The sequence below is a fragment of the Nonomuraea sp. NPDC049714 genome (assembly GCF_044465295.1).
Classification (GTDB): Bacteria; Actinomycetota; Actinomycetes; order Streptosporangiales; family Streptosporangiaceae; genus Nonomuraea.
Genome location: NZ_JBITLM010000006.1, coordinates 495,549 through 507,319 on the forward strand (window position 1 = coordinate 495,549; position 11,771 = coordinate 507,319).

13 protein-coding genes are annotated in these 11,771 nt (G+C 71.8%); 8 read left to right on the plus strand and 5 right to left on the minus strand.

What is annotated here, in order from left to right; all coding sequences use genetic code 11:
* Positions 1–5: 5 nt before the first annotated feature.
* Complete coding sequence (locus ACIBQX_RS25810) at positions 6–815, minus strand: crotonase/enoyl-CoA hydratase family protein (RefSeq protein WP_397008686.1); 810 nt, start codon at positions 813–815, stop codon at positions 6–8.
* Between the two features lie 230 nt (positions 816–1,045).
* On the opposite strand from ACIBQX_RS25810, the gene ACIBQX_RS25815 reads away from it, so the two are divergent.
* From ACIBQX_RS25815 to ACIBQX_RS25835, 5 genes are read left to right on the plus strand one after another with little or no spacing between them, the layout of a single operon-like run.
* Positions 1,046–2,596, plus strand: a complete 1,551-nt coding sequence (locus ACIBQX_RS25815) for an acyl-CoA synthetase (RefSeq protein WP_397008688.1) — start codon at positions 1,046–1,048, stop codon at positions 2,594–2,596.
* The gene (locus ACIBQX_RS25820) at positions 2,586–3,485 is read left to right on the plus strand and encodes a Zn-ribbon domain-containing OB-fold protein (RefSeq protein WP_397008690.1); all 900 of its coding nucleotides are present in this window, start codon (positions 2,586–2,588) and stop codon (positions 3,483–3,485) included. Before ACIBQX_RS25815 ends, ACIBQX_RS25820 begins: the two co-directional genes overlap by 11 nt.
* Positions 3,485–4,504 (plus strand): thiolase domain-containing protein, encoded by a 1,020-nt coding sequence (locus ACIBQX_RS25825; protein ID WP_397008692.1) that lies wholly within the window; start codon positions 3,485–3,487, stop codon positions 4,502–4,504. Before ACIBQX_RS25820 ends, ACIBQX_RS25825 begins: the two co-directional genes overlap by 1 nt.
* Complete coding sequence (locus ACIBQX_RS25830) at positions 4,504–5,652, plus strand: thiolase domain-containing protein (RefSeq protein WP_397008847.1); 1,149 nt, start codon at positions 4,504–4,506, stop codon at positions 5,650–5,652. Before ACIBQX_RS25825 ends, ACIBQX_RS25830 begins: the two co-directional genes overlap by 1 nt.
* On the plus strand, positions 5,652–7,247 hold the full coding sequence (locus tag ACIBQX_RS25835) for an acyl-CoA synthetase (RefSeq protein ID WP_397008694.1): 1,596 nt from the start codon (positions 5,652–5,654) through the stop codon (positions 7,245–7,247). Before ACIBQX_RS25830 ends, ACIBQX_RS25835 begins: the two co-directional genes overlap by 1 nt.
* On the opposite strand, the gene ACIBQX_RS25840 is transcribed toward ACIBQX_RS25835, so the two are convergent.
* Together ACIBQX_RS25840 and ACIBQX_RS25845 are read right to left on the minus strand one after the other, a co-directional pair.
* On the minus strand, positions 7,228–7,854 hold the full coding sequence (locus ACIBQX_RS25840; RefSeq protein ID WP_397008696.1) for a LysE family translocator: 627 nt from the start codon (positions 7,852–7,854) through the stop codon (positions 7,228–7,230). The genes ACIBQX_RS25835 and ACIBQX_RS25840 overlap by 20 nt on opposite strands.
* A gap of 21 nt (positions 7,855–7,875) precedes the next feature.
* The gene (locus tag ACIBQX_RS25845) at positions 7,876–8,772 is read right to left on the minus strand and encodes a LysR family transcriptional regulator (protein ID WP_397008698.1); all 897 of its coding nucleotides are present in this window, start codon (positions 8,770–8,772) and stop codon (positions 7,876–7,878) included.
* Between the two features lie 98 nt (positions 8,773–8,870).
* Between ACIBQX_RS25845 and ACIBQX_RS25850 the strand changes: the two genes are divergently transcribed.
* Positions 8,871–9,404 carry a cysteine dioxygenase gene (locus ACIBQX_RS25850; protein ID WP_397008700.1) on the plus strand — a complete coding sequence of 178 codons (534 nt, stop codon included), beginning with the start codon at positions 8,871–8,873 and terminating at the stop codon, positions 9,402–9,404.
* Here the strand turns inward: ACIBQX_RS25850 and ACIBQX_RS25855 are convergent.
* Both ACIBQX_RS25855 and ACIBQX_RS25860 read right to left on the minus strand, forming a co-directional pair.
* Complete coding sequence (locus tag ACIBQX_RS25855; protein WP_397008702.1) at positions 9,395–10,033, minus strand: alpha/beta fold hydrolase; 639 nt, start codon at positions 10,031–10,033, stop codon at positions 9,395–9,397. The two genes, ACIBQX_RS25850 and ACIBQX_RS25855, sit on opposite strands and share 10 nt — an antisense overlap.
* Positions 10,034–10,035: 2 nt before the next feature.
* A complete protein-coding gene (locus tag ACIBQX_RS25860) occupies positions 10,036–10,521 on the minus strand; it encodes a pyridoxamine 5'-phosphate oxidase family protein (RefSeq protein WP_397008704.1) in 486 nt (161 codons plus the stop codon).
* A 67-nt stretch (positions 10,522–10,588) separates the two neighbouring features.
* Here ACIBQX_RS25860 and ACIBQX_RS25865 point away from each other — a divergent pair, with 67 nt between their 5' ends.
* Together ACIBQX_RS25865 and ACIBQX_RS25870 are read left to right on the plus strand one after the other, a co-directional pair.
* Positions 10,589–11,224 (plus strand): winged helix-turn-helix transcriptional regulator, encoded by a 636-nt coding sequence (locus ACIBQX_RS25865; RefSeq protein WP_397008706.1) that lies wholly within the window; start codon positions 10,589–10,591, stop codon positions 11,222–11,224.
* A 45-nt stretch (positions 11,225–11,269) separates the two neighbouring features.
* On the plus strand, positions 11,270–11,770 hold the full coding sequence (locus tag ACIBQX_RS25870) for a pyridoxamine 5'-phosphate oxidase family protein (protein ID WP_397008708.1): 501 nt from the start codon (positions 11,270–11,272) through the stop codon (positions 11,768–11,770).
* Position 11,771 lies beyond the last annotated feature (1 nt).

Consider the following 11,771-nt stretch of genomic DNA (forward strand, 5'->3'; position numbering starts at 1 on the left):
CGCTGTCAGTGGCCCTGGTAGGTCGGGGGGCGCTTTTCGCGGAAGGCGCGGGTGCCTTCCTTGGCGTCCTCCGAGCCGATGACGGGCCAGCCGAGGTCGTCCGAGACCTTGAGGGCCGCCGGCTCCGGCAGGCCCAGGGTGTCGCGGTAGGTGCGCAGGATGGCCTGGACGGCGAGGGGGCCGGAGGCGGCCACGTCGGCGGCGAGGTCTAGGGCCGCCGGCAGGGCCTGGCCGTCGGGGACGACGCGGTTGACCAGGCCCATCGACAGGGCTTCGGCGGCGGTGACGGCGCGGCCGGTCAGCAGGAGGTCCATGGCGTGGCAGTAGGGGATCTGCCGGGGCAGCCGCACGGCGCTGCCGCCCATCGGGAACAGCGCCCGCTTGGCCTCGAACAGGCCGAGCGTGGCCGACTCCGCCACGATCCGCAGGTCGGTGCCGACCAGGAGCTCGGTGCCGCCGGCCACGGCGTAGCCCTCCACCGCGCTGATGATCGGCTTGGTGGGCAGGTCCTCGCGCAGCAGGCCCTTCCAGTGGAAGTTGGCGATCTGGGCGGCGCGGGCCCGCACCTCGGGGTCCGCGGCGGGCTGCCCCATGGCCTTGAGGTCGGCGCCCGCGCAGAAGGTGCCCTCGGCGCCCGTCAGGACGGCGACCCTGGCCTCCGGTTCCGCCGAGACGTACGCCCAGGCGCTCGCCAGGCCGATCAGCATGTCGGAGGAGAGCGCGTTGCGTGCCTCGGGCCGGTTCATGGTGACGATCACGACGTGGCCGTCGCGCTCGATCCGGCAGTGCGGGGTGCTGATGGGCAGAAGCTCCACAGAGGACCTCCGTGATCGAACGCTTGCCAGGTGATGATCCTAACCCGCGATCAACCGGTGTAGCCAAGCGCTTGCTCATGTCTGTGGGCCGGGTTACGCTGCCCGGGACAAATAGGAACCTGTTCTTGTTTATCCCCACCTGAGCCCGCCGGGAGCCTTGTGGCGGACGGCGATCGCATGATTCACTTCCGGCGGCTCGGGGGCCTCGAACACCTGATGAAGGAGTTCAATTGGGCACGCTCGGTTTCTGGAGGCTCGCGCAGGCGAACCCGGAGTGGATCGCCGCCGTGGACCCGGACGGCACGGAGCATCGGGCAGGCGATCTCCTGGCCCGCTCGAACCGCCTGGTGCACGGCCTGCGTGAGCTGGGACTGCGCCCGGGTGACGGCATCTGCGCCCTGGCGCCCAACGGCGCCGACGGGCTGGTGCTCTACCTCGCCGCCCTCCAGGCCGGGTGGTACTACACGCCGATCAACTGGCACCTGACCGGCCCGGAGATCGCGTACATCGTGGGGGACAGCGAGGCCAAGGCCTTCTTCGTGCACCCGAGGTACGCGGCCGAGGGAGCCCGGGGCGCCGAGGCCATCGCGCCGGACCGCCGCTTCGCCGTACCGGATGGTGATTTTTCGGGGTTCAGGCCGATCAGTGAGCTCACCGACGGGCAGCCCGACACCGCGCCCGCCGACCGCACCGCCGGGGCGGCCATGCACTACACCTCCGGCACGACCGGCAAGCCCAAAGGCGTCAAGCGGGCGCTGAACGGCCTCGACCCGGACGACTCGGCCGAGCTGATGACCTTCCTGCTGGGCCTGTTCGGCATCACGCCGGGCCGGCCGAACGCGCACCTGGTCACCTCGCCCAACTACCACACGGCCGTGACCCAGTTCGGCGGCACCGCGCTGCACATGGGACACACCCTGGTCTACATGGACCGGTGGGACGCCGAGGAGATGCTCCGGCTCTGCGAGCGCCACCGGGTCACCAACTCGCACCTGGTCCCGACCCACTTCAAGCGCCTGCTGTCGCTGCCGGAGGAGACCCGCGCGCGGTACGACCTGTCCTCGCTCAGGTGGATGATCCACGCCGCCGCGCCCTGCCCGGTGCCGGTCAAGTGGGCCATGCTCGAATGGTGGGGCGACTGCCTGTACGAGTACTACGCGGCCACCGAGGGCGGCGGCACCCTGGCCACGCCCGAAGGCTGGAAGTCCCATCCGGGCACGGTCGGCAACGCCTGGCCGATCAGCGAGCTGCTCATCGTGGACGACGACGGCGAGCCGGTCCCGGCTGGCACCCCCGGCACGATCTACATGAAGATGATGGGCGCCACCTTCGAGTACAAGGGCGACCCGGCCAAGACCGCGGCGAACCGGCTCAAGGACCACTTCACCGTCGGCGACATCGGCTACCTGGACGAGGACGGATTCCTGTTCCTGCTCGACCGTAAGGCCGACATGATCATCTCCGGCGGCGCGAACATCTACCCGGCCGAGATCGAGAACGAGATCATGATCCACCCCAAGGTCGCGGACGTGGCCGTGTTCGGCATCCCGGACGAGGAGTGGGGCGAGCAGATCAAGGCCGTCGTGGAGCCGGCCCTCGGCGCGCCGCCCGGCCCGGAGCTCGCCGCGGAGATCCTCGCCTCGCTGGAAGGGCGGCTGTCGAAGATGAAGTGGCCGCGGACGATCGACTTCATCGCGGAGATGCCCCGCGAACCCAACGGCAAGCTGCTCAAACGCAAACTCCGGGCCCCCTACTGGGAAGGTCGTGACCGTGCCATCTGAAGGCGGGCTGAGCGCGGAGCACGTGCTGGAGTTCCCCGGCGGCTACACGCGCACGACCGGGCCGGTGATCGGCCGGTTCCTGACCGAGCTGCGGGGCGGGCGCATCGTGGGCGTGCGGACGGCCGGGGGCAGGGTGCTGGTGCCGCCCCTGGAGTACGATCCCGCCACCGGCGACGCGGTGACCGGCGAGTACGTCGAGGTGGGGCCGGCCGGGACGGTGCGGGCCTGGGCCTGGGTGGCCGAGCCGCGCCCCTCCCATCCGCTGGACCGGCCCTTCGCCTGGGCGCTGATCGAGCTGGACGGCGCCGACACCGCGCTGGTGCACGCGGTGGACGCGGGCAACCCCAAGGCGATCGCCGCCGGGACCCGGGTGTGGCCGGTGTGGCGCGGCCAACGCACCGGCCACATAACCGATATTTCGTGTTTCGCCCCTGAAGTAACCACCATCGTGTCGCCTGTGCGGACCGTTTATCGGTTGCAGGCGGGCGGGGCGCTGCAGGTCTTCCTCGAAGGCGTCAGGCGCGGCGTCTTCGTGGGAGGCCGCTGCGGCGGCTGCGGCAAGGTGTACGTCCCCTACCGCCTCTCCTGCCCCGAATGCGGCATCCCCATGGCCGACCAGGTCGAACTGCCCGACACCGGCACCATCACCACCTTCGCGATCAACAACCTGCCCGACCCGCGCGCCCCCGAGGTGCCCTTCGTCTCGGCCTACATCCTGCTCGACGGCAGCGACGTGCCCATGATCAGCCTGGTGGGCGGCGTCCCGGCCCACGAGGTACGGCAGGGGATGCGGGTCCGGGCGGAGTGGGTGCCCGAGAGCGAGCGCACGCTGTCCATGGCGAACATCCGGTGGTTCGCACCCACCGGCGAACCCGACCGGGAGCTGTGATGAGACGGGTGGCGATCGTCGCCTTCGCCCAGACCGAGCACACCGGCCACGACACCGGCGTCGGTGAGGTCGAGTTGATCCTGCCGGTGATCAACGAGGTCAAGGAGCGCACCGGCCTGACGCGGTTCGGCTTCACCTGCTCGGGGAGCTGCGACTACCTGGCCGGCGCGCCGTTCTCGTTCGTCTCCGCGCTCGACGCGCTCGGCGCCTGGCCGCCGATCTCGGAGAGCCACGTCGAGATGGACGGCGCGTGGGCGCTGTACGAGGCCTGGGTGCGGCTGCAGCACGGCGACGTGGACACCGCCCTGGTGTACGGCTTCGGCAAGTCGTCGCTCGGCGACCTGGCCGAGATCATGACGCTCCAGCTGGACCCCTACTACCTGGCCCCGCTCGGCCTCGACCAGCTCTCCTTCGCCGCTCTGCAGGCCTCGGCCACCGGCGCCGACCGCAAGGAGCTGGACGAGATCGTCCGGCGCAGCCGGGCCGACGGCAGGCGCAACCCGTACGCGCTGGACCTGCCCGAGGAGATCCCGGACGGCTTCGCCGTCGAGCCGCTCAAGGCGTCGGACGCCGCCCCGATCACCGACGGCGCGGCCGCCGTGGTGCTGGCGGCCGGGGACCTGGCCGAGCGGCTGTGCGCCACCCCGGCGTACATCACCGGCATCGCGCACCGCATCGAACCCCACTATCTGGGGATGCGCGACCTGTCCCGTTCGGTGTCGGCGGCCGACGCCGCACGGGCCGCGGGAGTCGGCAAGGGGCCCGTCGAGGTGGCCGAGCTGCACACCCAGTTCGCCCACGAGGAGGTGATCCTGCGCCAGGCCCTGGAGCTGCCGGACGGCACGGTGATCAACCCCTCCGGCGGCCCGCTGGCGGCCAACCCGGTGATGGCCACCGGCCTCATCCGCATCGGCGAGGCGGCCCGCCGCATCCACGACGGCACGGCCCGGCGCACCGTCGGCCACGCCGCGAGCGGCCCCTGCCTGCAGCACAACCTCGTCACCGTACTGGAGGCATGATGGCCGAACGCTGCGCCGTGATCGGGGTCGGGCAGACGCACTACACGTCCAAGCGCAGGGACGTCTCGATCGCCGGGCTCGTGCGCGAGGCCGCCCTGCGCGCGCTCGACGACGCCGGGCTCACCTTCGCCGACATCGACGCGGTCGTCATCGGCAAGGCCCCCGACCTGTTCGAGGGCGTCATGATGCCCGAGGCGTACCTGGCCGACGCGCTCGGCGCGGCGGGCAAGCCGATGATGCGGGTGCACACCGCGGGCAGCGTCGGCGGGGCCACCGCCCTGGTCGGCGCCGGGCTCATCCAGGGCGGCGTGCACGAGCGGGTGCTGGTGGTGGCCTTCGAGAAACAGTCGGAGTCGAACGCCACCTGGGCCCTGTCGACGCACCTGCCGTTCAGCGCGTCGCTGGTGGTGGGCGCGGGCGGCTACTTCGCGCCGCACATCAGGGAGTACATGCGCAGGACCGGCGCCCCCGAGCACATCGGCGCGCTGGTGGCCGTCAAGGACCGGCTCAACGCGCTGAAGAACCCCTACGCCCACCTGAGGATCCCCGGCATCGACCGGAAGATGGTCGAGTCGACGCCCATGCTCTGGGAGCCGATCCGCTACCTGGAGACCTGCCCGTCCAGCGACGGCGCCTGCGCGATGGTGCTGTCCTCGGAGCGGGCCGTCACCGGCACCCCGGCCTGGGTGCACGGGGCCGCCATGCGCTCGGAGCCGATCTTCCGGGCCGGCCGCGACACGGTCAACCCGCAGGCGGGCAAGGACTGCGCGGCGGACGTCTACCGGCAGGCGGGCGTCACCGACCCGAGGCGGCAGATCGACGTGGCCGAGGTGTACGTGCCCTTCTCCTGGTACGAGCCGATGTGGCTGGAGAACCTGGGGTTCGCCGCCGAGGGCGAGGGGTGGAAGGTCACCGAGTCGGGGGCCACCGCGCTCGACGGCGACACCCCGTGGAACGCCTCCGGCGGGGTGCTGTCCAGCAACCCGATCGGGGCGTCCGGGCTGATCAGGTTCGCCGAGGCCGCGCTGCAGGTGCGCGGCATGGCGGGGGAACACCAGGTGGACGGCGCCCGGCTCGCGCTCGGGCACGCGTACGGGGGTGGCGCCCAGTTCTTCTCGATGTGGATCGTCGGACGGGAGAGACCCTGATGAAGTTCAACCACGCTGACCTGTTCGAAGGGCTCACGGACGCCATCGGGGAGCGGACGGCCGTGATCTGCGGGGCCGAGCGCCGCACGTACGCCGAGCTCGACGCCGAGGCCAACCGGCTCGCGCACTATCTGCTGAGCCGGGGCATCAGGGCCGGCGACCACGTCGGCATCCACCTCTACAACGGCATCGAGTACGTCGCCGGGCTGCTCGCCACGCTGAAGATCCGGGCCGTGCCCATCAATGTGAACTACCGCTACGTCGAGGCCGAGCTGCTCTACCTCTACCGCGACTCCCGGATCCGGGCCCTGATCTACGACGTGGAGTTCGACGCCCGGGTGACCGCCGTGGTGCGGGACAGCCCCGAGCTCGACCACCTCGTCGCGGCAGGCGGCCCGTCGGCCGTCCCGGGGGCGGTGCCGTACGAGGAGGCGCTGAAGGCCGGGAGCCCGGAGCGCGGCTTCGAGCCGCGGTCGGGGCAGGACGTCTACATCATCTACACCGGCGGGACCACCGGCATGCCCAAGGGCGCCATGTGGCATGTCGAGGACCTGTTCATGGCCTTCGGCGGCGGCAACCCGTACGGCGAGCCGCGCGCCACCCCGCAGGAGGTGATCGACGAGGCCGTCAAGGCCGGGCCGTTGATCATGATGGCCGCCCCGCCGCTGATGCACGGCGCGGCGCAGATGGCCACGTTCATCACCTGGTGGATGGGCGGCACCATGGTCTACGTGCGCAAGTTCCAGGCCGACGAGGTGTGGCGGACCATCGAGCGGGAGCGGGTGTTCACCCTCAACATCACCGGCGACGCGATGGCCAGGCCGCTCGCGGACGCGCTCGCCGGGGGCGGCTACGACGTCTCCTCGCTGATCGTGGTCAGCTCCACCGGCGCCATCCTGACCGGCGCGGTCCGCGACCGGCTGCAGGAGCTGCTGCCGAACGTCATGATCCTCGACAACTTCGGCTCCACCGAGTCCGGCTACACCGCCTCCGGAGTGGCCGGGTCCAGTCCCGAGAAGGGTCTGCGCTACCAGCCGAACGCCACCTCCGGCCTGGTCGTGCTCGACGATCGGTTACGTCCCGTCACGCCCGGCTCCGGCGAGGTGGGCACGCTGGCCAAGGCGGGACGGATCGCCTTCGGCTACTACAACGACCCGGACAAGACCGCCCGCACCTTCGTCACCACCGACGACGGCACCCGCTGGCTGCTCACCGGCGACCTGGCGAGGGTCGAGGAGGACGGCACGGTCACCGTGTTCGGCCGGGGCTCACAGTGCATCAACACCGGCGGCGAGAAGGTGTACCCCGAAGAGGTGGAGGCGGTGCTCAAGGGCCATGCCGCCGTCTTCGACGCGGTGGTGACCGGCGTGCCCGACGAGCGGTGGGGGAGCAGGGTGGCGGCCGTGATCGAGGCCCGCCCCGGCTCCGGCGTCACGGACGCCGACCTGGACGCCCACTGCAGGCGGCTGCTGTCGGGCTACAAGGTGCCGCGCACGTACGTCTTCGTGGCCGAGATGGTCCGCTCCCCGGCGGGCAAGGCCGACTACAGGTGGGCCAAGGAGATGGTCGGCCGGGTCAGGCCTTCTCCCCCGTGAGCCAGGCGGCCAGGCCGAGATAGACCAGGCCGCTGCCGACGTCGAGGCGCCGCCGGGCCTTCGCCGAGCGGCGCACGCGCCCGGCCAGCGTGGCGGCCAGCATCGCGTAGGTGCCGTCGCTGGCCATCCCGAGCGCGAGCCAGAGCAGGCCGAGCAGCAGCATCTGCGGCGCGATGGGCCCGGCGGCGGCGTCGGTGAACTGCGGCAGGAAGGCCAGGAAGAAGATCGCGGTCTTGGGGTTGAGCACGTTGACCACGAACCCCTCCCAGAACATGCGGCGCCGGGAGTGCACGGGCAGCTCCACGGCCTCCTCGCCGCCGCCCCGCCGCAGGAGCTTGCGCGCGCCGAGCCAGACCAGGTAGGCGATGCCGGCGTACTTGACCACGGTGAAGGCCGTCGCGGAGGCCGCCAGCAGCGCGCTGACGCCGAGCGTGGCGGCGGCCACGTGGACCAGCGAGCCCGCGTGCACGCCGAGCACCGAGATCAGCCCCGCCGACCGGCCCTGGGCGACGCTGCGGGTGACGATGAACAGGACCGCGGGCCCCGGCACGAGCAGCAGGGCGAGGGTGGCCGTGCAGAAGAGGGCGAGCGTCGTGAGATCCGGCATGAGGCCATCGTAGGTACGGCGTCAAAGGCTTTCCCGCAGCGCCGACAGCAGCGCCTCGGTGGCCGGCGGGTGGGGCGGGTCGCCGTAGACGGCCGCGAGGACGTGCCTGGTGGAGCCGGGGACCGGGGTCGCCGACACGCCGGGGTGAAGGTGCGCGCGCAGTGCCAGCCCCGGCAGCACCGTGATCCCCATCCCGGCCGCCACCAGCGCCTGCACGGCCACGATGTCGTCGCTGGTGAAGGTGATCCGCGGCTCGAACCCGGCCTTGGCGCAGATGTCGAGCAGGTGCAGGCGGCAGCGGTCACAGCCGGCGATCCAGGCCGCCTCGGCGTGCTCGGCCAGCTCGGCGTGCTCGGCGTGCTCGGAGTGCCCGGTGCGCTCTCCCTGCGGGCCGGGGCGGATCAGGTAGCTGGGGTCGTCGAGGAGGTGGACCGTCTGGATGCCGTTCTCCTCCGGCGCGGTGTCGTCGTAGCGGAACATCACCGCGACGTCCACCCGCCCCGCGCGCAGCAGCTTGAGCGCCTCGGGCGGCTCGGTCTCGGTGAGGTGCAGCAGCAGGCCGGGATGGGCCCGGCCCAGCCGCGTCGCCGCCTCGGGGATGAACGTGCCCAGCGCCGAGGGGAAGGCCGCCAGCCGCACCCGCCCGGAGCGCAGCCCGACGTGGGAGGCGAGCTCCTCGGCGGCGGCGTCGAGCCTGCCGACGATGTCCGCCGCCCGGTCGGCGAGCAGCCTGCCGGCCTCGGTCAGGCGGATGCCGCGCCCGGCGCGCTGGATCAGCTTGGCCCCGGTCTCGGCCTCCAGCCGGGCGAGGTGGTGGCTGACCGACGGCTGGGAGTAGTGCAGTTCCTTGGCGGCGGCGGTGAGCGAGCCCCTGCGCGCGACGGCGAGCAGGACGCGCAGCCGTACGACATCGAGCATGTATCAAGCATATCTATGGATAGGCCCAAGAACTTCTGTTGGACCTATCGGTGGGTAGAGAGGACCGTAGGAGGAAAGACGGTTTTCTAGGAGATGCCATGAATACGGTCGCTTCCATCCTCAGGCCGGGCCTCGACGAGCTCGTGTCCGGCATCGCCGCGATCACGGCCCGGCGCCCGGACGCCCACGCGGCCGCGGTCGCCGTGGCCGACCTGCTGCGCGAGCGGCTCCCGTCCCAGGACATCCTCACCGAGGAGGAGCGGGCCGGCTCCCCCGACGGTTACGTCTCCCACGTGCTGCACGCCCAGGCCGACTTCTCCATCGCCGCCGTCGTGTGGCGACCCGGCCAGGAGACGGTGATCCACGACCACGTGTCGTGGTGCACGTTCGGCATCCTCAGCGGCGTCGAGTACGAGACCCTCTACCGCGACGAGGGCGACCACCTCGTCGAGATCGGGCACGCGGAGAACCGGCCGGGCGAGGTCAGCGGCTTCGCGCCGCCCGGCGACATCCACAAGGTGCGCAACACCAGCCCGGTGACCGGGGTGTCCGTGCACGTCTACGGCGCCGACCTGCACAAACTGGGCAGCAGCGTCCGCCGCGCCTACGACCTCCCGGTGCTTCAGAGGTAGCTCTCCAGCCGGTCGGCCAGCTCTCGCGGCCGGGAGAGCATCACGCTGTGGCTGCCGTCGATCTCGTCCGCCTCGACGCCCAGCCGCTCGCGCGCCATCGCCCGCATGAAGTCCGCTGGGAACCACCGGTCGTCACGGCAGAGCAGGAACCGGGTCGGCACGTCCGGCCACCTCTCCAGCGGCCACGGCTCCGCCAGCGCCTTCTCGGCGTGGGTGCGCCCACGCCGGGAGGCCTCGGCGGCCAGGCCGGGTGGCACGTCGTGCATGAACAGGTCGACCGCGTCGTCGATGTCCTTCATGCCGAAGCCGGTGTTCTCCCACCAGTCCGCCGGCGGCTCGCCGTGAACCGGGACCATGCCCGCGAGCAGGACCAGCAGGTCGGCCTTGATCCGGTCGCAGACCAGCGGGCCGACGAACCCGCCCCAGGAGTGCGCCACCACGACCAGGCCGGCGCGCTCCCCGATGGCCTGGACCACCGAGTCGGCGTAGTCGCCGAGGCCGGCGTCCGGGTCCTCGGTCGGCAGGTCCACCGCCACCACGTCGTGCCCGCGCTCGCGCAGCTCGGCGTCCAGCAGGTGCCACTGCCAGGCGGTGCCGCCGCCGCCGTGGATCAGCACGAAGGTCGCCACGGTCAGCCCTTCCCGGCGATCGGGGCGGGCAGCCGGCTCTGGAAGTCCAGCACGCCCACCCAGGACGGCCTGAGCGCGATGCGGGCCATCCGGACACCCGGCCGGTCGGCCTCCGCCACGTTCCTGGCCCCCTGCTCGGGGCCCGCGTAGCGGTGATGGGCCAGCGCGTACTCCGGCACGATGCCCTCGACCTCCGTCACCTCCGCCCGGCCGCGGAGCAGCAGCACCTCCGGCGGCATCACGTTGACGTCGATGGTGATGGCGACGTCCGGCCTGGCCCGCAGTGCGGGGATCTTGGCGGCGCCGGCGAACGTCGCCATCACCAGCTCCTCGCCGGTCCAGTGGAACATCGTCGGGTAGACGCGCGGCGTGCCGTCGGCGGCGACGTAGGCCACCCGGGCCAGCTCCGTGGAGTCGAGCAGCCGCCGTGCCACCGGGTGCGCCAGCAGCCTGACGTCTCCCTGTGGCAGTGAGTCGAGCGCGGTCATGGCATTGCCCCTTTCCCTCTTTAGTCCTAAATTAGGACTAGATGGTGCGACATGGCAAGGGGATGGGATGAGGACCTATGACGACCCGTGCGGCATCGCCCGCGCGCTCGACCAGGTCGGCGAGCGGTGGGCGCTGCTGATCGTCCGGGAGCTGCTGCTGGGTCCCAAACGCTTCACCGACCTGCGGGCCGGCCTGCCGGGCGCGAGCCAGAACGTGCTCTCTCAGCGGCTGCGCGAGCTGGAGGAGTCCCAGGTCGTCCGCCGCCGCAAGCTGCCGCCGCCGGCCGCGAGCCAGGTCTACGAGCTGACGGACCGGGGCCGCGAGCTGGAGCCGGTCGTGCTCGCGCTGGCCCGCTGGGGGAGCCGGGCGCCGCTGCGCTCGGCCGGACCGCTGAGCGTGGACGCGCTGATGTACGCGCTCAAGTCCACCTTCGACCCCGAGGCGGCCGGCGACTTCGCGGGGCGGCTGGAGCTGCGGCTGGGCGAGCAGAGCTTCCTGGCGGAGGTGTCGGGCGGGCGGTTCACGCTCCTCAGGACCGAGCCGGGCGCCGCCCCCGCCGACGCGGTGCTGCGCGCCGACGCCGACACGCTGCGGGCCCTGGTGTTCGCCGGCGACAGGCTCGACCCCGGCATGGTGGAAGGCGACCGCCAGGTGGCCGAGCGTTTCGTGCGGCTGTTCCCGCGCCCCACGATGAGTTCCTGACGGCCACCGGGTCTACCCCATGACCGTCCAGGAAGAGGAGCGACCATGAACCCAGTCACCGAGCTCGACGCGCGCTTCAGCGCCCAAGGGGCGACCGCGACCACCTGGGAGGAGGCCCGCGAGCAGCTGATCCGGGCGGAGACGTTCTGGCTGTCCACCGTCCGCCCGGACGGCCGCCCGCACGTCACGCCCCTGCTCGCCGTCTGGCGGGACGAGGCGCTGCACTTCTGCACGGGCGCCGGCGAGCAGAAGGCCGGAAACCTCGCGGCCAACCGGCACTGCGTGCTGACGACCGGCGTCAACCTCCTGCGGGAAGGGCTGGACGTGGTCGTCGAGGGCGTCGCCGAGCGGGTCACCGACCAGGGCGAGCTGAAGGCACTCACCGACGCCTTCGAGGCGAAGTACGGCAGCGAGTGGCGCTTCGAGGTGCGCGACGAGGCCTTCCACAGCGAAGGGGGCGGCCGGGCGCTGGTGTTCGCGGTCGCCCCGGTCAGGGCGTTCGGCTTCCGTAAGGGCGAATACAGTCAGACCCGCTGGAAGTTCTGAC

Bases quoted from the DNA above. Each gene is read 5' to 3' on its own strand.
- ACIBQX_RS25830 (WP_397008847.1), top strand. From the start codon at position 4,504: ATGGCCGAACGCTGCGCCGTGATCGGGGTCGGGCAGACGCACTACACG.
- ACIBQX_RS25865 (WP_397008706.1), top strand. From the start codon at position 10,589: ATGAGGACCTATGACGACCCGTGCGGCATCGCCCGCGCGCTCGACCAG.
- ACIBQX_RS25840 (WP_397008696.1), bottom strand. From the start codon at position 7,854: ATGCCGGATCTCACGACGCTCGCCCTCTTCTGCACGGCCACCCTCGCC.
- ACIBQX_RS25845 (WP_397008698.1), bottom strand. From the start codon at position 8,772: ATGCTCGATGTCGTACGGCTGCGCGTCCTGCTCGCCGTCGCGCGCAGG.
- ACIBQX_RS25870 (WP_397008708.1), top strand. From the start codon at position 11,270: ATGAACCCAGTCACCGAGCTCGACGCGCGCTTCAGCGCCCAAGGGGCG.
- ACIBQX_RS25835 (WP_397008694.1), top strand. From the start codon at position 5,652: ATGAAGTTCAACCACGCTGACCTGTTCGAAGGGCTCACGGACGCCATC.
- ACIBQX_RS25850 (WP_397008700.1), top strand. From the start codon at position 8,871: ATGAATACGGTCGCTTCCATCCTCAGGCCGGGCCTCGACGAGCTCGTG.
- ACIBQX_RS25860 (WP_397008704.1), bottom strand. From the start codon at position 10,521: ATGACCGCGCTCGACTCACTGCCACAGGGAGACGTCAGGCTGCTGGCG.
- ACIBQX_RS25825 (WP_397008692.1), top strand. From the start codon at position 3,485: ATGAGACGGGTGGCGATCGTCGCCTTCGCCCAGACCGAGCACACCGGC.